At 46.1% G+C, this 18,307-nt stretch carries 16 protein-coding genes; 8 read left to right on the top strand and 8 right to left on the bottom strand.

What is annotated here, in order from left to right; genetic code table 11:
• The first annotated feature begins 58 nt into the window (after positions 1–58).
• Positions 59–727, top strand: coding sequence for a uracil-DNA glycosylase (locus ACHAL6_RS01255; RefSeq protein ID WP_395268311.1), 669 nt, complete (start codon positions 59–61; stop codon positions 725–727).
• Positions 728–832: 105 nt separating this feature from the next.
• On the opposite strand, the gene ACHAL6_RS01250 is transcribed toward ACHAL6_RS01255, so the two are convergent.
• The 5 genes from ACHAL6_RS01250 to mscL form a co-directional block, all read right to left on the bottom strand.
• Positions 833–1,192 carry a hypothetical protein gene (locus ACHAL6_RS01250; RefSeq protein ID WP_395268310.1) on the bottom strand — a complete coding sequence of 120 codons (360 nt, stop codon included), beginning with the start codon at positions 1,190–1,192 and terminating at the stop codon, positions 833–835.
• A gap of 4 nt (positions 1,193–1,196) precedes the next feature.
• Positions 1,197–2,873: a hypothetical protein gene (locus ACHAL6_RS01245; RefSeq protein WP_395268309.1), complete on the bottom strand. Its 1,677-nt coding sequence runs from the start codon at positions 2,871–2,873 to the stop codon at positions 1,197–1,199.
• Positions 2,863–3,591 carry an ABC transporter ATP-binding protein gene (locus ACHAL6_RS01240; RefSeq protein WP_395268308.1) on the bottom strand — a complete coding sequence of 243 codons (729 nt, stop codon included), beginning with the start codon at positions 3,589–3,591 and terminating at the stop codon, positions 2,863–2,865. The genes ACHAL6_RS01245 and ACHAL6_RS01240 overlap by 11 nt, the downstream gene beginning before the upstream one ends.
• A gap of 377 nt (positions 3,592–3,968) precedes the next feature.
• Positions 3,969–4,139, bottom strand: a complete 171-nt coding sequence (locus ACHAL6_RS01235; protein WP_395268307.1) for a hypothetical protein — start codon at positions 4,137–4,139, stop codon at positions 3,969–3,971.
• A gap of 16 nt (positions 4,140–4,155) precedes the next feature.
• Positions 4,156–4,542 (bottom strand): large-conductance mechanosensitive channel protein MscL, encoded by a 387-nt coding sequence (gene mscL / locus ACHAL6_RS01230; RefSeq protein WP_395268306.1) that lies wholly within the window; start codon positions 4,540–4,542, stop codon positions 4,156–4,158.
• 267 nt (positions 4,543–4,809) lie between these two features.
• Between mscL and lepB the strand changes: the two genes are divergently transcribed.
• Genes lepB through ACHAL6_RS01210 form a run of 4 tightly spaced genes read left to right on the top strand, consistent with a single transcriptional unit; the run spans position 4,810 to position 10,908 of the window.
• Complete coding sequence (gene lepB, locus ACHAL6_RS01225; RefSeq protein ID WP_395268305.1) at positions 4,810–5,355, top strand: signal peptidase I; 546 nt, start codon at positions 4,810–4,812, stop codon at positions 5,353–5,355.
• Positions 5,356–5,400: 45 nt separating this feature from the next.
• Entirely contained in the window at positions 5,401–6,696 is a 1,296-nt protein-coding gene (locus ACHAL6_RS01220) for a Sapep family Mn(2+)-dependent dipeptidase (RefSeq protein ID WP_395268304.1), read from the top strand.
• A 10-nt stretch (positions 6,697–6,706) separates the two neighbouring features.
• Positions 6,707–8,740: an ATP-dependent zinc metalloprotease FtsH gene (gene ftsH / locus ACHAL6_RS01215; RefSeq protein WP_395268303.1), complete on the top strand. Its 2,034-nt coding sequence runs from the start codon at positions 6,707–6,709 to the stop codon at positions 8,738–8,740.
• A 50-nt stretch (positions 8,741–8,790) separates the two neighbouring features.
• Positions 8,791–10,908 carry a HelD family protein gene (locus tag ACHAL6_RS01210; RefSeq protein ID WP_395268302.1) on the top strand — a complete coding sequence of 706 codons (2,118 nt, stop codon included), beginning with the start codon at positions 8,791–8,793 and terminating at the stop codon, positions 10,906–10,908.
• Between the two features lie 113 nt (positions 10,909–11,021).
• On the opposite strand, the gene ACHAL6_RS01205 is transcribed toward ACHAL6_RS01210, so the two are convergent.
• The gene (locus ACHAL6_RS01205) at positions 11,022–12,197 is read right to left on the bottom strand and encodes a cation diffusion facilitator family transporter (RefSeq protein ID WP_395268301.1); all 1,176 of its coding nucleotides are present in this window, start codon (positions 12,195–12,197) and stop codon (positions 11,022–11,024) included.
• Between the two features lie 240 nt (positions 12,198–12,437).
• Here ACHAL6_RS01205 and ACHAL6_RS01200 point away from each other — a divergent pair, with 240 nt between their 5' ends.
• Both ACHAL6_RS01200 and ACHAL6_RS01195 read left to right on the top strand, forming a co-directional pair.
• Positions 12,438–13,733 (top strand): M18 family aminopeptidase, encoded by a 1,296-nt coding sequence (locus ACHAL6_RS01200; RefSeq protein WP_395268300.1) that lies wholly within the window; start codon positions 12,438–12,440, stop codon positions 13,731–13,733.
• Positions 13,734–13,816: 83 nt separating this feature from the next.
• Positions 13,817–14,311, top strand: coding sequence for a hypothetical protein (locus tag ACHAL6_RS01195; protein ID WP_395268299.1), 495 nt, complete (start codon positions 13,817–13,819; stop codon positions 14,309–14,311).
• Positions 14,312–14,380: 69 nt separating this feature from the next.
• Here the strand turns inward: ACHAL6_RS01195 and ACHAL6_RS01190 are convergent, their stop codons facing one another.
• Positions 14,381–15,388: a rhodanese-related sulfurtransferase gene (locus ACHAL6_RS01190; protein WP_395268298.1), complete on the bottom strand. Its 1,008-nt coding sequence runs from the start codon at positions 15,386–15,388 to the stop codon at positions 14,381–14,383.
• A 159-nt stretch (positions 15,389–15,547) separates the two neighbouring features.
• On the bottom strand, positions 15,548–17,146 hold the full coding sequence (locus ACHAL6_RS01185) for a peptide chain release factor 3 (protein WP_395268297.1): 1,599 nt from the start codon (positions 17,144–17,146) through the stop codon (positions 15,548–15,550).
• Positions 17,147–17,430: 284 nt separating this feature from the next.
• On the opposite strand from ACHAL6_RS01185, the gene ACHAL6_RS01180 reads away from it, so the two are divergent.
• Positions 17,431–18,255: a Cof-type HAD-IIB family hydrolase gene (locus ACHAL6_RS01180; protein ID WP_395268296.1), complete on the top strand. Its 825-nt coding sequence runs from the start codon at positions 17,431–17,433 to the stop codon at positions 18,253–18,255.
• Positions 18,256–18,307: the final 52 nt, after the last annotated feature.

Raw genomic sequence — 18,307 nt, 5'->3', positions numbered from 1 at the left:
AAGAGCCTATTCCCCTGTAGAATAGTACATAGAAGATGAATGGATAGGAGATGGGCTTATGAATGATGAAATGGAAAAGAGCTGGGAGACGGTGCTCAGAGAAGAAAAGGAACAGCCGTATTTCAGAAAACTCATGAAAGACCTGGATCAGGCCTATGCGAATGAAACAATTTATCCAGAGAAGCATGAGATATTCCAGGCTTTTCGACTGACACCCTTTGACAGGGTGAAGGTGGTCATCCTAGGGCAGGATCCCTATCATGGCAAAGGTCAGGCGGAAGGGCTTGCCTTCTCCGTGAAAAAGGGTGTGAAGATCCCACCATCTCTCAGAAACATCTTCAAGGAGCTGGAAGAGGATCTGCACATCGAAAAACCGGATCATGGATCACTGGTCTCCTGGGCGAAAGAAGGTGTACTCCTGCTTAATACTGTTCTGACTGTGAAGGAAGCGGAGGCGAACTCCCATGCTGCCATGGGGTGGAAGAACTTCACGTATGCAGTCATAAAGAAGCTTGGCCAGCGTAAGGAACCGATAGTGTTCATCCTCTGGGGAAATCAGGCGAAGGAGAAGGAAAAGTTCATTGCGGATCATCATAGAATCATCTCCACTGTGCATCCCAGTCCTTTATCGGCAAGAAGAGGATTCTTCGGTTCAAAGCCCTTTTCAAGGGCCAATCGATATCTTCAGGAGATGGGCAGAAGTCCGGTGAACTGGAAAATAGAATAGAGAAAGGTATTTTGCTGATGAACCGTTTTAATGCAGCGAAAAGCAGCAGATCATCGTTGCCGATGAGTCTGCTGCTTTTCCATTTATTCGTGGTTGGCGGATTTTTCAATACTCTTCTTCCAGCTCTTCCAGATGATTTTCCATATCCTTGGGCAGAAGCGCCATGGACGTCAGAAGGAAAGCTGCTGCGAGGGACCCTAGAAAAAGGAAGGTGATAAGGAGTCCTTCTCCTATGAGTTCAGGGTCGGCCCCTTTCCAGGGAATCTCTTCGAATTTCCTCATGGAAAGACGGTAGAGAACTGTGAGAATCAGGGTTTCCGCACCAAGAAGGATATTTTTCAGTCTGATCTTTTTCGAGAAATCCTTCTGGATACTGTATGTTCTGTTTCCGATTTTAAGAATACTTCGATCTCCTTTTTTCAGTTCACCCTGAAGCATGACTTTTGTTCGTGATATTTTCTTCATCTCCTTAAGACAGTACCGCAAATCTCTTTTCCACTGTCTTCATGAGAATGAAGTGGAAGACCACAGCAAGGATGCTGAGCAGGAGAAATGCCACCATGAAACCGGTGAAATAAGTCGGAGCGATTTTCACGCCAAGGAAGATGCTAAGGGCAGTGAGTCCGAAGCCCATGAACATGTGGATCACGGAGTTGAAGTTCTGCTTCACTGCTTTCTGCTCCGTATCCCAGTTCAGTTTAGGCCAGAGCGTATCCATGAGGATGCCCGCCTGATTCACCACAAGGGAAGCAAGCAGAACGATGACAAGCGAGAGAAGGATGAACATGAGATCCACCTGGAACAGGAAGACCATGATGCCGTACAGAATGACCAGTGCCAGAGCCTCCACATAGAAGGAGCTGAGAATCTTGGCATAGATCTGCGTGCTGTAAGGAACCGGAATATATTTCAGAAAGTAGAAATTTTTTCCTTCTCTTGAGATGGCAGTGGAAGAGATGATGTTCACGGAACCCAGAAGGAACCCTACGCCTGCCATGCCCACTATGAGAACTCCTTCATCCACGGAGCGGATGAAGCTTAAAACCTGCATGAGTTCATCCTTGTCACCTGAGCTTCCCATGAAAATCGGGAAGAGGATGAACAGAGGATAGATGAGACTGATCAGAACGCAGTTGAGAAAATAGATGGGCGTTCTGAAGAGCAGTTTCAGTTCCTTCAGAGAGTAGGAAAGAAGAATGCCTTTTTTTGCGGTTCCTTTTTTCATATCCTCTGCGGATAAAACCTTTCTGGTTGCTTTGCTTTCCGATACACCGATGACGCCTTTGAAATAGATGGCATTTCCGATGAGGAAGAACACACCCAGGGCTGCGGCACTTGCCACGATCATGGCCAGAAGATAGAGCAGTCCCTTCACGGCATCATAACCAAGCAGGGCTTCTGTAGCGAAGAAGCTTGTGGGAAACACGAGACCAGTGACTCTGAAGATCGGAAGCTCCGCAATATTTCCTATGACAAGTTCGCTTCCCTGGTTCATTCGATTCGTCAGAAACTGGATACCGAAATTGAAGCCCAGTGCCACCATGAGACTCAGGACACCGGCAATCATATTGAATCGGTCACGGTTCTTGAACCGGTTACTGAAGCGCATGATCACCATGGATAAAATGGAGGCGATGGTCAGCGGGAATACAGGCACCAGCAACAGTGTAGCCAGTGTATACACATAATAAAGTATTCCGGCGGAGTCCTTGATTCCGAAAATCACAAGAATCGGCAGGAAGAACACGATGATGATGAAGTATTCGTAGACGAGTGATACGAGGAACTTCGATGTCAGTATTTCTCCACCGCTGATGGGAAGATAGAGATAGTTGTCCACATCCTTCGAAAAGTAGAAGACATTCATGACATAGAAGATTCCGAACATGAAGACCATGATTCCGGCAGCGGGAATCAGCAGTCTCAGAAGCAGAGATTCCATTTCCATCATGGCCAGGGTGTCGTAAAGATCCGAAATCATGAATCCGAAACTGAGTCCCATGGTGACCATAAGAAACAGAACCAGAAGGATGACCTTCCATTTGGAGCTGAAGAAGGATTTCTTCGTGCTTCTGCCTACCATGTTGCTCAGGGTTTCATCATTTTTGAACATGGCTTTGGCCAGAACATAAATACTATTCTTCATCGTTTGTCATCTCCAGGAATATTTTCTCCAGTCCTTCGTTTTCGCTGACCAGTTCCCTGAGCTCGGTCATGGTACCGCAGAACATGAGCTTGCCTTTGTTGATGATGCCGACACGGTCGCATACCTTTTCTGCCACTTCCAGTACATGAGTGGAGAAGAATACCACATTTCCCTTGTCTGCATGTTCTCTCATCATTTCCTTCAGATAGAAGGAGGATTTCGGATCAAGACCTGTCATGGGTTCATCCAGAATCCAAAGACTGGGGTCGTGAATCAGTGCGCCCATGATGATGATCTTCTGTCTCATACCATGGGAGTAGCTGGAGATATAGTCTCCCAGAGCATTCTCCATGTCGAACCGCTTCGCAAGACCATCGATTCTTTCCTGCCTTACGCTGCTTTCCACATTATAGATGTCACCCATGAAATTCAGATATTCCAGACCTTTCAGCCTCAGGAAGATATCCGGACTGTCAGGGACGAATCCGAACTGTCTTTTGTAGAGAATCGGGTCCTTGTCAAGGGTCATGTCGTTGATGACGATTTCTCCGCCATCCGGGTTTGTGATGCCGGTGAGCATCTTGATGGTGGTGGTTTTGCCTGCACCGTTGGGTCCCAGGAAACCGAAGATTTCACCTGGTCTTAAATCCAGTGTGAGATGGTCTACAGCTTTCACTTTTCCGCCGTAGACTTTGGATACGTCTTTAATTGAAATCATATGCTTTTTTCGGCAGACGAGGTGTCTGCCATCCTCCATTTGAATTTTCCTGATTCAGTGTACATGAATGTCCAGCAGGAAAAGGACATATATGTTTTTCCTGACTAAAATATAACAAAAGCATTCGCTATAGTAAAGGGCGAAGTAGTAAAGAAAAATGATATATTTCTTAAATCTTAAGGATTTCCCGTACGATTAAAGCAGAGAGGATCCTATCTTTCTCCTTTTTCCATCTGTTTTTCAGCAGGTAAAGAGTTTTATGTTCATGGCAGGAGAAGAGAGGATTTCCTGCTCTGATTCTCGTCCTATCCACATTTCTTCAGGGATCAGGATAAATCAAAAAGCACCCTCATAAGGATGCTTTCGTGTTGAACCTTCTAGTCTTTCATCGAATATCCATTTAACAGAATGAAGAAAGCGATGATTTCGAGAATAAATCCAGAGAAAAAATAAGCCGATGAGTCTGTACCAATCGAGACGACCAGTAAACTGATCGCCAGTCCTGATAATCCAACGCCTAACAGCATCTGCTTTACACCGTTGACCATTTTGCTGCCTCCACAGTTACTGTTTTTCCTTTAAAAGATCTCTGATTTCTGTCAGAAGGACCTCTTCCGTGGTTGGTACTGGAGATGCTGCAGGAGCTTCTTCCTCCTTCTTCTTCATTCGGGTAATCAGCTTGACTACGAAGAAGATCGTCAGTGCCACAATAAGGAAATTGACGATGGCCTGAATGAACAGTCCGATCATGATGGGTGTGCCGTTTGCTGTGAATGAGAGCTCTGAGAAATCCGGAATGGAAAAGATCGCAGCAATCAGCGGCATGATAATGTCATCTACGAATGATGTAATGATTGCACGGAAAGCACCACCGATAATGACAGCAACTGCCAGGTCCACTACATTACCTTTGATGGCGAATTCCTTGAATTCTTTCATAAAAGTCTTCATTTGTTCACCTCCTGAGATAATCATATCATAGTGTGCCTATATAGGAAAAGCTTATTTTCTGATTTATCGGATAATACAGGTGGGCATTCCTGTAGAAGAAGAGAATGGATCGCGGCATGCATTTTGTAAAATGTAAACTGCCTGAAGGTATGGTATACTGTAGTATAGTACATTTAAAGAAATTGAGGATGTACTGGATACTTTAATGGATATTTATGGAAACAAGTTCATAATTAATAAAGAGAATATTGAAAGTAGGTCGCGTTTATGGAAGAGAAAACAAACAGCAGAATACAGTATCTCATTCGGGAATGGCTCATTCCCATTGCCACGGCACTGGTTCTGGCATGGCTCATCAACACCTTTGTGGTGTTTCGGATTGAAGTGCCTACGGGATCGATGATTCCGACAATCAACAAAGAAGATAAAATCTTTGTATTAAAGGCCTACAACAAAGATAATTTCAAAAGAGGCGATATTCTGGTCTTTGAGTCGGAAGAGCTGGCAGGAGAGGATGGAAATCCCATGCTTCTCATAAAGAGGCTCATCGGACTGCCAGGAGAACATGTGGAGCTCATAAATGGTGTTCTTCTTGTGGACGGAGTGCAGATAGAAGAGCCTTATGTCGTCAATGATTTCATGTTCAACGCGGAATTTGATGTGCCGGAAGATCATCTCCTGTTTCTTGGAGACAACAGAGAGACATCAAATGATGCAAGATACTGGGAGAATCCATATATCAGCAAGGATGAAGTCATTGGAAAAGGCGGGCTGAGAATCTTTCCGCTTGATAATATCGGATTTTTGAAATAGAACACAGTTCATGAGACTGAACTGGCAAAGGATGGAGGAAATGATATGGAAGTAAACAGAATCATAGAAAGCAACAGAGAAAAACTCATAGAAGATGTGCTGAAACTGGTATCTTATGAATCAGTTCAGGGTGAAGCAGAAGAAGGTATGCCTGCAGGAGAAAAAGTGGCTGCGGTGCTGGAAGAGACTCTGGCCATGGGAAAAGCCTACGGCTTCAGGACCATGAACGTAAATGGACATGCCGGTGTCATCGAATATGGTGAAGGCGAAGACTATGTGGCTGTTCTGGGGCATCTGGACGTGGTTCCTGTGGGAGAAGGCTGGACAAAGAATCCTCTGGGAGAGGTTTCAGGAGACCGGATCTACGGGAGAGGCACCATGGATGACAAAGGGCCCATGGTGGCAGCCCTTCACGGGCTCATCGCGGTAAAGGAGTCAGGAGCGCCCCTGAAGCACAGAATCAGGCTCATTTTCGGCACCAGCGAGGAAACTGGTGGAGCAGACATCGTGAATTATCTCAAGAGTGAAAAGCAGCCGGTTTCAGGATTCACACCCGATGCGGATTTTCCTGCCATCAATGCGGAAATGGGCATCCTTGTGATCAGACTTTCCAAGGAGCTGAAAGAGCATAACCTACTGTCTCTGGAAGGCGGGCAGGCTGTGAATATGGTGCCGGACAGAGCGTCCGTCAGATATCTTGAAAGCGGCGAGGAGAAGAGCCTGTCTTTTGAAGGCGTCTCCGCTCATGGAAGTACACCTCATAAAGGGAAAAACGCCATTTCCGCCCTGATTCGCGGAATGAAGGAAAAGCCCGAGTTCAGTGAGCTTAAGGACACTTTAAGTGTACTCGAGTATAATCTTGCAATGGATTTGGACGGCCATAACATGGGCGTTGACCTGGAAGATGAAGCTTCAGGAAAACTGGTTCTGAATCTGGGTAAAATGAAACTGGAAAACAATCATCTTGACACATACATCAATATCCGCTATCCGGTGACTTTCGCCATGGAAGACGTGACGGAGAAGATCAGGTCGATTTTTGAGAAGGAAGGCTTCAGCTTTGAGATTCTTTCCCACGACGGCCCTCTTTATTATCCCAAGGACGCCGCATTCATCAGAAAGCTCATGGATGTTTATGCAAAGGAAACAGGTGATGAAAGCGAACCGCTGGCCATAGGTGGAGGCACCTATGCGAAGATGATGAAGAACATCGTCGCATTCGGACCGCTTCTTCCAGGCAGAGAAGATACACTGCATCAGCTGGATGAGTATATTCTCACTGAGGATCTGATGACTTGTGCAAGAATTTATGCCAATGCCATGATTGAGCTGGCAAAATAGGGGGCAAGGGATGAACAGTAACAACAACAAGCCTGGGAAGAATAAGAATATAAAATTCTATATCATATACTTCCTCAGTGTTCTGGTCATGGTGACCGTATTCAATTACTTCGCCAATGACATCAGAAATCAGAAACAGACCTATAATGAATTCAATACCGCCATCATGGAGAATCGAGTGGAGTCCATAAAGCTGGACGAATCTCAGAGAAAATTCGAGTACACCATGGTGGAAGGCGATGAACTTTCCGGGTTTACGCTCTATACAGGACAGATCAGCAACGATGAAGACATCATCAAGCTGATCAAGGAGAAGGAAATCCCCTTTGAAGTGGCGACGGTGCAGGTGGCGAACCCCATCATGACCATCCTTCTTTCATGGATCCTTCCACTTGGACTTCTGCTCTTCTTAGGAAATTATATCCTGAAGAGTATGGACAAGCGTGGCGGCGGAGGCATGATGTCCTTCGGAAAAAGCACGGCGAAGCTTTATGAGAGCGATACTGGTGTCACATTCAAGGATGTGGCAGGTCAGGAGGAAGCCAAGGAATCCCTCATCGAGATTGTGGATTTTCTCCATAATCCGAAGAAATATGTGGCCATCGGTGCAAAGCTGCCTAAAGGAGCGCTGCTTGTAGGTCCTCCGGGAACAGGTAAGACCCTTCTAGCCAAAGCTGTAGCCGGTGAAGCCAAGGTGCCGTTCTTCTCCCTTTCAGGTTCCGCTTTCGTGGAAATGTTTGTGGGAATGGGTGCAGCCAGAGTCCGTGACCTCTTCAAAGAAGCCATGGCCAAAGCCCCCTGCATCATCTTCATTGATGAGATCGATGCCATCGGTAAATCAAGAGAAACCGGCGGATACGGCGGGAATGACGAAAGAGAACAGACCTTGAATCAGCTTCTTGCTGAAATGGACGGATTTGATTCCTCCAAGGGTATTGTACTGCTTGCGGCAACCAACAGACCGGAAGTCCTGGATAAGGCTCTTTTAAGACCGGGAAGATTCGATAGAAGAATCATTGTGGATGCACCGGACCTGAAGGGAAGAGAAGCCATTCTTAAAGTCCACTCCAAAGAGGTCAAGATGGGTGACGATGTGAATCTCAATGAGATCGCCAAGGGAACCCCGGGCGCAGTAGGTGCCGACCTTGCCAATATGATCAATGAAGCGGCGCTTCGAGCAGTAAAGAACGGAAGAGCCTATGTCATGCAGGAGGACCTGCAGGAAGCCATTGAGCTTGTCATAGCCGGACAGCAGAAGAAAGACAGGATCATGTCTCCCAATGAGAAAAGGATCGTTGCTTTCCATGAAATCGGCCATGCACTGGTTGCGGCCATGCAGAAGAATACGGACCCTGTCATGAAGATCACCATCATTCCACGAACCATGGGTTCCTTAGGATACACCATGCAGGTTCCGGAAGATGACAAGTATCTCATGAGCAAGGATGAGATGCTAACAGAAATCTCCATCCTCTTTGGTGGCAGAGCTGCAGAAGAGGTGGAATTCGGTTCCATCACCACAGGTGCGTCCAATGACATTGAAAGGGCAACAAACATGGCCAGAAGAATGGTGACGCTCTATGGAATGAGTGAAACCTTCGATATGATGGCTTCGGAATCCGTAAGAAGCCAGTATCTGGATGGACGTACCGTCATGAACGTAAGTGACCGGACAGCGGCCAAGGTGGACGAAGAGACGCTTGCCATCATAAAATCATGCCATAGAAAAGCCATCGAAATACTGGAAGAGCATAAAGAGCTTATGACTGAACTTGCACAGATTCTGCTGGATAAGGAGACCATAACAGGTCCCGAGTTCATGCATGTGGTTAGACAGTATATGGGTGAAGACTTCGGACTTTCCAGATCTGAAAAAGCTTCCAGAGAAGAAGCGGAAAAAGCGCAGATTGCCAATGACGAGGAGGAGGTCATCCATGTTGAGGATGCGCCGGAGACTCCAGGGTTCATTGATGAAAAGAATGAAGGGGATATGGAAACTGAAACCCCATCTGCCGATGATAAGAACGAAGACAGCACAATATAAGTGTATGGCCGTGATCCCTCTGGATTGCGGCTATGCCTTTGGAGGAATAGATGAAAGAATTTAATGTAGATTTAGCTCCTGAGGAGCTGCAGAAAGAGAGAGCCTATCTGGATAAGGTCTTAAGCCATATCATGGAGGATATTCTCTCAAGCACCACCAAGAAGAAAACCGTATATGATGACATCGTGGAATACCGAAAGACACTCATCGATGAATACAGAAGTGATGAAGACAAACAGATCGATTTCTTCGACCATAACCGTTTTGTACAGGAAGAATCCTACAAGGCCATCGAGAAGAAGCTCATCGAGCTTACAGAACTTCACAATACCCCATACTTCGGCAAGGTGGTATTTCTGGAACAAGGGATGGATGAAGAGGAAGAAATCTACATCGGGAAATACGGTCTTGTGGATGAAGAGAAGTATGAGCCGCTCATCATTGACTGGAGAGCACCCATCGCATCCCTGTTCTACAAGGGGTCTGTGGGTAAGGATAAATACCGTGCACCCATGGGGGATGTGGATGTGGATATCAGCCTCAGACGTCAGTTTCTCATAAAAGAAGGAGAACTGAGAGCGGTATTTGATACAGAGACGGATGTGAGAGATGAGATTCTTCTTGAGGTTCTTTCCTCCAATGCAGGAAAGAAGCTTAAGGACATCATCATGACCATTCAGGAAGAGCAGGACCGGATCATCAGAGAAAAGCGTGAAGGAGTCGTTGTGGTCAACGGTGTGGCAGGAAGCGGTAAAACCACCATTGCACTCCATAGAACGGCCTACCTTCTCTACAACTATAGACAGATGCTGGAGAACAAGGTGCTGATCCTCGGACCCAACAACATGTTCATGGACTACATTTCCCAGGTGCTCCCATCTCTAGGGGAGGGTGGTGTTCATAACGACACCTTCAAGGATCTGGCCTTAAGCCTTCTTGAGTTTGACGGCCCCATGTTCATGGGAGAGGATTACACGGAAGCGCTGATCAGCGGCGATGAGGAACTGGTTTCCGATGCCAGAACGAAAAGAAGCGCGGATTTCCGCTCGGTTCTCGAAGCGAAGATCGAGGAAACGGAGAAGACCTACTATGCATTCAAAGACATTGAGTTTCTCGGAAAATCTCTTCTCACCAGTGAAGAGATGGAAAACGTACTGCTGAAGGACTTCAAATACATGCCTTTCTTCAGACGTGCCAAAAGACTGAAGAAAATCATCGTCAAGAGACTGAAGGAAGTGAGAGATGAGAAGCGCTTTGAAATCGACAGAAAATATGAAGAAAAGAAGAAAAAGATGAAGGCGGACGGCAATGACATCAACATGCTGGACGGTATGAGAAAGTCCGAGCTGAGAGATCTTCTGCATCTGGTTTCCGAAAAGAGACAGGAATTCAGAGAGCTCTCCGAAGGGGATTATCTGAGAAGTTATCAGGACCTCAAAAGCTTCGCATTTTATACGGAAGCCGACATTGCGCCTATGCTCTATCTGAAGCATAGACTCCACGGATTGAAGCTTCCATATCAGGTGAACCATATTGTGCTGGATGAGGCGCAGGAATACTCCATGATCCATTTCGAAGCGCTGAAGGAAATCACAGGATGCAGCTCCTTCACCGTGGTAGGAGATACCAACCAGATGATTCTGGAAGGTAGAAGCAGCATGAACGATCTGGGTGAGATCTTCCGGGATGTGAGACATTACGACCTGACCAAGAGCTATCGATCCACCTTCGAAATCATGGATTTCGCCAATCAGTTCCTGAGCGGCCAGAAAATCGTGCCTCTGGTACGAAACGGAAATCCGGTGGAAGAGCACAAGGATATGAACATGGAAGATATGCTGGAGCTCATTGTGAATAAAGTGGGAGAGTACAAGGAAAGCGAACTGGATACCATAGGCATCCTCACAAGAGACATGAACACCACAAAGGAGCTCTATCAGCTTCTGAAGAATAAAATCAACGTGAAGCTCATTGACAGTGAAGATGCTCTGCTTAAGGGAGACCTCTATATCATGCCATCCTATTTTGCAAAGGGACTGGAGTTTGATGGCGTCATCATGGCGGAGAAGGCTGAAGAGGACGGCAAGGACCTCATAAACTACATTATGGCCACCAGAGCGCTGCACAGACTGACCAGAATCACCTTCAGAGAAACCATGATCTATTAAGAATCTTAATCTGAACATACAAGTAATGAAAGCAGCGGCAATGGGCGTATTTACACTCCCCATTGCCGCTGCTTTCATTACTGCTATTCAGCTGTGATGATTCCTTTTTTTACTTAGAGTACTGCAACATCCAGATCCACTGTGATCATGATTCTTGCAGTTTTGAAGCGCTGATGAAGCTTCTCTTCCAGCTCCTTCCTGATCTCACTTCGGTCTTTTTCTGAGGTGTTTCTGCTGTCCACCACCACTTCCAGGATGATGAGTTCATCTTCGCTGTGGCCGGTATATCTGAAATCATGAAAGGAGATGATGTTGTCGATACCCAGAGCGATGTCTCCAACAATCTTCTTTACTTCCATATAGCGTTCATCTTTGTAATTGATGGGGTCCACATGGATCACGAGACTGATGTTCAGATCTTCTCTTATGTGCCTTTCGATTTTATCCACAACATTATGAAGCTCCACCAGGTTCATGTCATGAGGCACTTCCACATCAATGGTGGCCATGGTTTTAGCCGGACCGTAATTGTGAATCTGCAGATCGTGCACACCATGAATATGCTCATAGGAAAGGACTCTTTTTTTGATTTTATCCGCCAGCTCCTTTTCCGGTTTTTCGCCCAGTATGGGATTGATGGTTTCCAGTGAAAGTCTCAGACCGGAGAAAATGATGTAGAGAGCGATGAGGACCCCGATGAATCCGTCCACGGGGAGAGCGGTATACTGACTGAGGATCAGTCCAAGGATCACCACAGAAGTGGTGAGAACGTCACCTATGGCATCCTGTGCAGTGGCAAGAAGGGTGCTTGAATCCACTTTCTTCCCCAGTCTCTTGTTGAAATAGTAGATGAAGAGCTTGAAGCTCAGTGACAGAACGAGAATTGCGATGATCAGTGGGCTGGAGGTCACGGGGCTTGGAGAGAGAATCTTTTTGAAGGAGGAGACCACAAACTGATATCCTACGACAATGATCAGTACAGATATGGTCAGTCCCGTAAGGTATTCGATACGGCCATGGCCGTAAGGGTGTTCCTTATCCGGTTCCTTGCCCGCCATCTTGAATCCGATGATGGTGATGACGGAAGAGGCGGTATCGGTGAGATTATTGAAGGCATCGGCGATGAGCGCGATACTCCCTGTAAAAAGACCCAGAAGGCCCTTTACTGCAAAGAGGATGAAATTAAGAAGAATGCCCAGCATTCCGGATATTCTGCCAATTCTTTCCCTTTCCTTTGCCACCTGAAAATCCCTGCCATCCACCACTTTATCTATCATTTTATTGATCATGATGATTTCCTCACTTTACTGTCAGACTGATAATTTTAGAATTCATTATAACATATAATCAGCTATCCTGAGCATGAATTCTTTTGGGAAAGGAAGGGGATCCGAAGGCGGTTACGGTATCTCCGGCATATGTTTTGTGGTATATTGGAAGAGGAATGTTTAAATCATGAGGCACTTCTGGTCGCAGATGACCACCTCATGATAGAATGGAAATAAAACTTAGAAATACGGAGGAAAACAATGGAAGAAAGAAAACTGGCTTTGGATCTGATCGATTTTCTGCATGACTCATCTACCGCTTTTCAGGCAGTGGACGTTATGAAGAAAGATCTCATGAAGCAGGGATATAAGGAACTGAAAGGGGAAGAGGACTGGACACTTCAGGAAGGCGACAAGGCCTTTTACATCAAGAACAATTCCTCTCTTTTCATGGTTCAGATCGGCAAGGATCCTTTAACAAACGGATTCAAGATGGCGGGAGCCCACACAGACTCCCCGACCTTCAGAATCAAACCAGATGCGGAGATTCTGCAGGACGGGTTTATGAAGCTCAATGTGGAAACCTATGGAGGGCCTATACTGTCCACCTGGTTTGACAGACCGCTTTCTCTTGCAGGACGTGTCATGCTGAAAGGGAAGAGCATCATGAAGCCGCAGACGGCGCTGATCGATTTCGGAAAACCGATTCTATACATTCCTTCTCTGGCCATTCATATGAACAGAAAGGTCAATGAAGGCGTGGAAGTGAACAAGCAGAAGCATGTGCTTCCTGTAATCATGATGGCGGAGAAGGATTTCGAGAAAAAAGGCTTTCTGAAGAATCTTGTGGCCAAGGAGCTTCAGGTGGATGTGAGTGAGATTCTTGATTTCGATCTTTTCGTGTATGAGGTGGAAAAAGGAAGTCTTGTAGGCTTCAATGAAGAATTCATCTCCTCCAAGCGTCAGGACAACCTCTCCAGCGTGCACAGCATCTTCACTGCCATGAAGTCTGTGGAAGAATTTTCAGGAATCAACCTTGGCGCTTTCTTCGACAACGAAGAGTGCGGCAGTGCAACGAAGCAGGGAGCGGACTCCACGCTTTTAAGAGATCTTATGGAGCGAATATTCTACGGACTGGGCGGATCCCGAGAGGATTTCCTGAAGAACCTGGAAAAATCCTTCATGATTTCCGCAGACCTTGCCCACAGCGTGCATCCCAACTATACGGAAATGCATGATCCTACAAGCAGGCCGATCATCAACAAGGGACCCGTGATGAAGATTTCAGCCAACATGAGATACACATCCGATGCGGATTCCATGAGCGTCTTTGCAGGGCTCTGCGAGGAAGCAGGAGTACCTTATCAGTATTTCGTGAACAGAAGCGATCTTGCCGGTGGAAGCACCATAGGACCCATCGGTTCCACCCATCTGCCCATAAGAACGCTGGATATCGGAAATCCGCTCCTTGGCATGCACTCTGCAAGAGAGCTGGGTGGTGTGAAGGATCATCTCCATCTCACGAAGGCGCTTAAAGTCTATTTCAATCTGAAATAAGCGGAGATTGTCTTCATTTTGTAATGGATGCACTGATGGATTGAAATAGAATATCAGTAGGAATAATTTTAGAGGTGAAGCATTTGAAAAAAATTAAAAAGCTGTTTATGACTACCCTCATAGCAGGACTTGCAGTTGCGGTTTCAGGGTGCAGTCTTTTAGGCGTGACACCTGATGTGTCAGAGTACATAGACCCTGCTCAGGAATCCGCTGCAGACAATGAAGAGCTGAGAAGCTATCTGGAAGAGCTAAGACCTGTCCTGGAAGCTTTCTACGGTGAAGGGAAAGCGCTGAAAGAGGCCAGTGTCAAAGGAAATGAAATCATTCTGGAAATCGATCTCGGGAATGATCCCAGCCCCTATGAGGATTTCGAGAAGCTCATGGTCTATGAGACCACCAGGGTGACCCATAGTATCCTGAACTACAGAGACTATGAGGAAATCAGGGAAATCTATAAGATCACCATCAGCTATACCGGTCAGAAGAACGTGACTTTGTACGGAAAACAGGCAGTGGAGACAGAGCAGTCCTATGATTTTGATGCCAAGACTATCCTGGATGCGGTAAAGAGAGGCTGAAACACCTGAAAACAGAAAGATTCTATCCAGGAAAATCCCATGAGGATTTTCCAGATAGAATCTTTTTCTTTATAAGTGAACCTTTTCGTCTTTCAGCTTCTCAAAGGCTTCCCTGGCTTTTCTGTGTTTCTGCCCGTAGGTTTCATATAGCCTTGCTTTTTCCTTCAGACGGACTCTTGCATCCCTGGAAGGGTTCTTCAGGACATAGTCTCTGCATGCTTTGCTGCAGAATCCTTCGTGCTTCTTTTCACAGGATGCGCAGGCGATGTGCTGCAGATGGCAGTCATCGTTGGTGCAGTTGATGTATCTGTCTGTAAGGGCTCCGCAGTGGACACATTTTGAAACGATGACCTCTTCCTCCTGATTGATGGGTACGGAAATCCTGTCATCAAAGACATAGCATTTTCCGTCCCAGAGCCGGCCCTTGGTCTCTTCGTTCTGACCGTAGGTCACTATGCCGCCTTCCAGATGATAGACATCCTGGAAGCCCTGGTTGAGAAGGACTCCGGTGAGTTTCTCGCACCTGATGCCTCCGGTGCAGTAGGCGATGATCTTTTTGTCTTTGTGCGCGGAGAGGTTTTCCTCGATCCACTGGGGGAACTCCTTGAAGTTTGTGATGTCGGGACGGATGGCTCCCCTGAAATGTCCGATGTCATATTCGTATCCGTTTCTGCCGTCCAGGATGATGACATCTTCCTTCTGCAGCATTTCATACCATTCCGTGGGTTTCAGGTAGGTACCCACCTTTTCTCCTGGATTCACATCATCCTCGTCCTTCAGGGTGATGATGCTTTTTTTTGGTTTCACGTAGAGCTTGCGGAAAGCATTTTTTTCTTCTTCATGGATTTTGAAGACCATATCGGAAAATCGGGGATCCGCTTTCATGTGCTGCATGTACCGATCCGTTTCCTCGATGGTTCCGGAAAGGGTTCCGTTGATTCCTTCTTCCGCCACAAGAATCCTTCCCTTGAGATTCAGGGAACGACAAAGGGTTTTATGTTCCATGGCATAGGCATGGGGGTCTTTTATTTCAGTGAATTTATAGTAAAGCAGTACTCTGTATTTATTCTTACTCATTTCTACACTTCTCCATATTTTTGATGGATACAAGTATACCGCAATAATTAGATTTTGTAAATTGCCATAGGATGCAATTTAAATTGACAGAAAAGTAAATATTGAATACATGGTACAAAAAAAGAGCACTGAATTTCTTCAGCACTCTTCTATAGTTCTCTAGTCCACCTTGCCCACATCGGTGAGGGTCAGGTTGTCATTGTGATTAAGTACCCAGGAGATACCCCATTCGTTCTGGAAAAGAAGGATGTTCCTTCCTCTTAAATCCGTGACCAGTCTGGTATCAGAGGTGATGTCGAGGGTATCCAGGTCCACATCTTCTGTCTCGATCCAGCGCACAAAGCGGTAGGGAAGATGATCGATTTTGATATCCACACCATATTCATTCTTCAGACGGAATTCAAGCACTTCCATCTGCAGCGTTCCTACAACGCCGACGATGATCTCTTCCATTCCGATATGATGTTCTTTATAGACCTGTATGGCACCTTCCTGTGCCACCTGAGTGATTCCTTTTACAAACTGCTTTCTCTTGATGGTATCCATAGGTCTCACCCTTGCAAAATGTTCAGGAGCAAAGGCAGGAATCCCTTCGAATTTGAATTTATTCTTTGGCTCTGTGAGGGTGTCTCCTATGGCGTAAATACCTGGGTCAAAGACACCGATGATGTCTCCGGCGTAGGCTTCCTCCACCACTTCTCTGTCCTGAGCCAGAAACTGCTGAGGCTGAGAGAGCTTGATCTTGTTCTTGCCCTGGTAGTGATAGACTTCCATGCCTTTCTTGAACTTGCCGGAGCAGATTCTGATGAAGGCGATACGGTCACGATGCTGCGGATTCATGTTTGCCTGAATCTTGAAGACAAAGGCTGAAAAATCGTCACTGAACACATCGATTTCTTCTCCCTCTGAAGTGGCTCTTGGAAGTGGAGGGGAGGTGAGTTCCAGGAAGGATTTCAGGAAGGGTTCGATTCCGAAGTTCGTCAGTGCGGAAGCAAAGAATACGGGACTCAGATTCCCCTTCAGCACTTCCCCCATATCAAACTCGTTTCCTGCGATATCCAGAAGCTCAATGTTTTCCTTCAGTTCCTCATGAAAGGAATCTCCGATGAGGTCCTTGAAGACCGGATCGTCCACGGAGCCCTTCACGGAAGCTACCGTGCTGGAACCATGGGTACCTGCAGAAGAGAATACCTGAATGCTGCTGGATTCTCTTTCATAGACTCCTCTGAAGTCCTTGCCTGACCCGATGGGCCAGTTCATGGGGTAGGTTTTGATGCCTAGTTCGTTCTCGATGTCTTCCATGAGTTCAAAAGGATCTCTGGCTTCACGGTCCATCTTGTTGACAATGGTGAAGATGGGAATGTTTCTCAGAGAACAGACATGGAAAAGCTTCCTGGTCTGGTCTTCCACACCTTTGGCCGCATCCACCACCATGACCGCTGAGTCAGCCGCCATAAGTGTTCTATAGGTATCTTCCGAGAAGTCCTGATGTCCAGGCGTATCCAGAATGTTTATGACATAGCCGTCATAGTTGAACTGCATGACGGAGGAGGTGACAGAAATTCCTCTCTGCTTCTCGATTTCCATCCAGTCGGACACAGCATAGTTTTTGGATTTTCTTGATTTTACAGAACCTGCCAGGCGGATGGCTCCTCCATAAAGAAGCAGCTTCTCTGTAAGTGTCGTTTTACCGGCATCGGGATGGGAGATGATGGCAAAGGTTCTTCTGCGTTCTATTTCTTTTCTTAAATCTTCCACGGTTTTCCTCCATATACTTTTGAAATCACAATAAACAACTTGTGATAGGGAATTTCTTTTTATGAGTCTTCTCTAGCGATACATCGTATCTTAAGACCAATTATATATTATAATTGATAATCATGGATTATACCACTTTTTTATTCATCATAATTTTACTTATTCCGTCATGGGAGCGGAAATTCCGATGCTCTATCGTATAATTAATGAAAATTTAATGGTCATATTACTTAATTATATATAAACTGGGGTATAATGGTTACAAATCAACACGGAGGAAACAGATGTATAAATTAGTTGCGATCGATATGGATGGAACCCTTTTATCCTCCAGCCATGAGATCAGTGAGAAGAATAGAGAAGCCATAAGAAGAGCCATGGAAAAGGGCGTCAAGATCGTCCTCTGCAGCGGGCGTACCATAAATAACCTGGTGGAATTCACCGAAGGTCTCGGACTCGTCGGTGAGCAAGAGTATGTGGTGGGACACAATGGGGCTGCAGCACTGAGAATCATCGATGATGAATATGTTTATGAGAATTCCCTCACTGGGAAAGAAGCAAAGGAGATTGCAAAGGTGTGCGACAGCGTCGATGCAAACTACACGATCTACACGTTTCATGAGGCCATGACGCCAAGGGACAATGCCCATGGAAGATATGAGGCGGAGCTTAACAGCATGAACCTGAAAGTCTGTCATCCCCAGGTGCTGCGTGATGAGGAGAAGATCACGAAAGTGCTGATTCTCGATGATGAAGAAGTCCTTGATTCCTATATCGGAGAGATTCGAAAGCATTTCGATGACAGGTACAATCTGGTCCGGTCCATGCCGGTTTATCTTGAAATCATGAGAAAGGAAGTCAATAAGATGAGCGGCATCATGGCAGTGGCAAAGCTCCATGGCATACAGGAAAGCGAGATCATGGCCATCGGAGATGCCCCCAATGATCTTGAAATGATACAAGGGGCAGGACTGGGTGTAGCCATGGGCAATGCCCATGAAATCATCAGAGAAGCCAGTGATTACATCACAAAGACCAATGATGAAGACGGAGTAGCCTATGTGCTGAACCGGTATCTGGATCTCGGCATGGATGAGCGTACACTTTAGCAGACGTATGAAAGAGATGCTGAAATGTGAACAAGTATAACAGATAGACAGC

The organism is Proteiniclasticum sp. C24MP (assembly GCF_043951855.1).
Classification (GTDB): Bacteria; Bacillota; Clostridia; order Clostridiales; family Clostridiaceae; genus Proteiniclasticum.
Note: the sequence above shows the minus strand (reverse complement) of the source record. Positions and strands in the feature narration are given on the sequence as shown.

Coding starts and splice junctions, on each gene's coding strand:
- ACHAL6_RS01255 (WP_395268311.1), top strand. CDS start 59: ATGAATGATGAAATGGAAAAGAGCTGGGAGACGGTGCTCAGAGAAGAA.
- ACHAL6_RS01250 (WP_395268310.1), bottom strand. CDS start 1,192: ATGAAGAAAATATCACGAACAAAAGTCATGCTTCAGGGTGAACTGAAA.
- ACHAL6_RS01245 (WP_395268309.1), bottom strand. CDS start 2,873: ATGAAGAATAGTATTTATGTTCTGGCCAAAGCCATGTTCAAAAATGAT.
- ACHAL6_RS01240 (WP_395268308.1), bottom strand. CDS start 3,591: ATGATTTCAATTAAAGACGTATCCAAAGTCTACGGCGGAAAAGTGAAA.
- ACHAL6_RS01235 (WP_395268307.1), bottom strand. CDS start 4,139: ATGGTCAACGGTGTAAAGCAGATGCTGTTAGGCGTTGGATTATCAGGA.
- mscL (WP_395268306.1), bottom strand. CDS start 4,542: ATGAAGACTTTTATGAAAGAATTCAAGGAATTCGCCATCAAAGGTAAT.
- lepB (WP_395268305.1), top strand. CDS start 4,810: ATGGAAGAGAAAACAAACAGCAGAATACAGTATCTCATTCGGGAATGG.
- ACHAL6_RS01220 (WP_395268304.1), top strand. CDS start 5,401: ATGGAAGTAAACAGAATCATAGAAAGCAACAGAGAAAAACTCATAGAA.
- ftsH (WP_395268303.1), top strand. CDS start 6,707: ATGAACAGTAACAACAACAAGCCTGGGAAGAATAAGAATATAAAATTC.
- ACHAL6_RS01210 (WP_395268302.1), top strand. CDS start 8,791: ATGAAAGAATTTAATGTAGATTTAGCTCCTGAGGAGCTGCAGAAAGAG.
- ACHAL6_RS01205 (WP_395268301.1), bottom strand. CDS start 12,197: ATGATCAATAAAATGATAGATAAAGTGGTGGATGGCAGGGATTTTCAG.
- ACHAL6_RS01200 (WP_395268300.1), top strand. CDS start 12,438: ATGGAAGAAAGAAAACTGGCTTTGGATCTGATCGATTTTCTGCATGAC.
- ACHAL6_RS01190 (WP_395268298.1), bottom strand. CDS start 15,388: ATGAGTAAGAATAAATACAGAGTACTGCTTTACTATAAATTCACTGAA.
- ACHAL6_RS01180 (WP_395268296.1), top strand. CDS start 17,431: ATGTATAAATTAGTTGCGATCGATATGGATGGAACCCTTTTATCCTCC.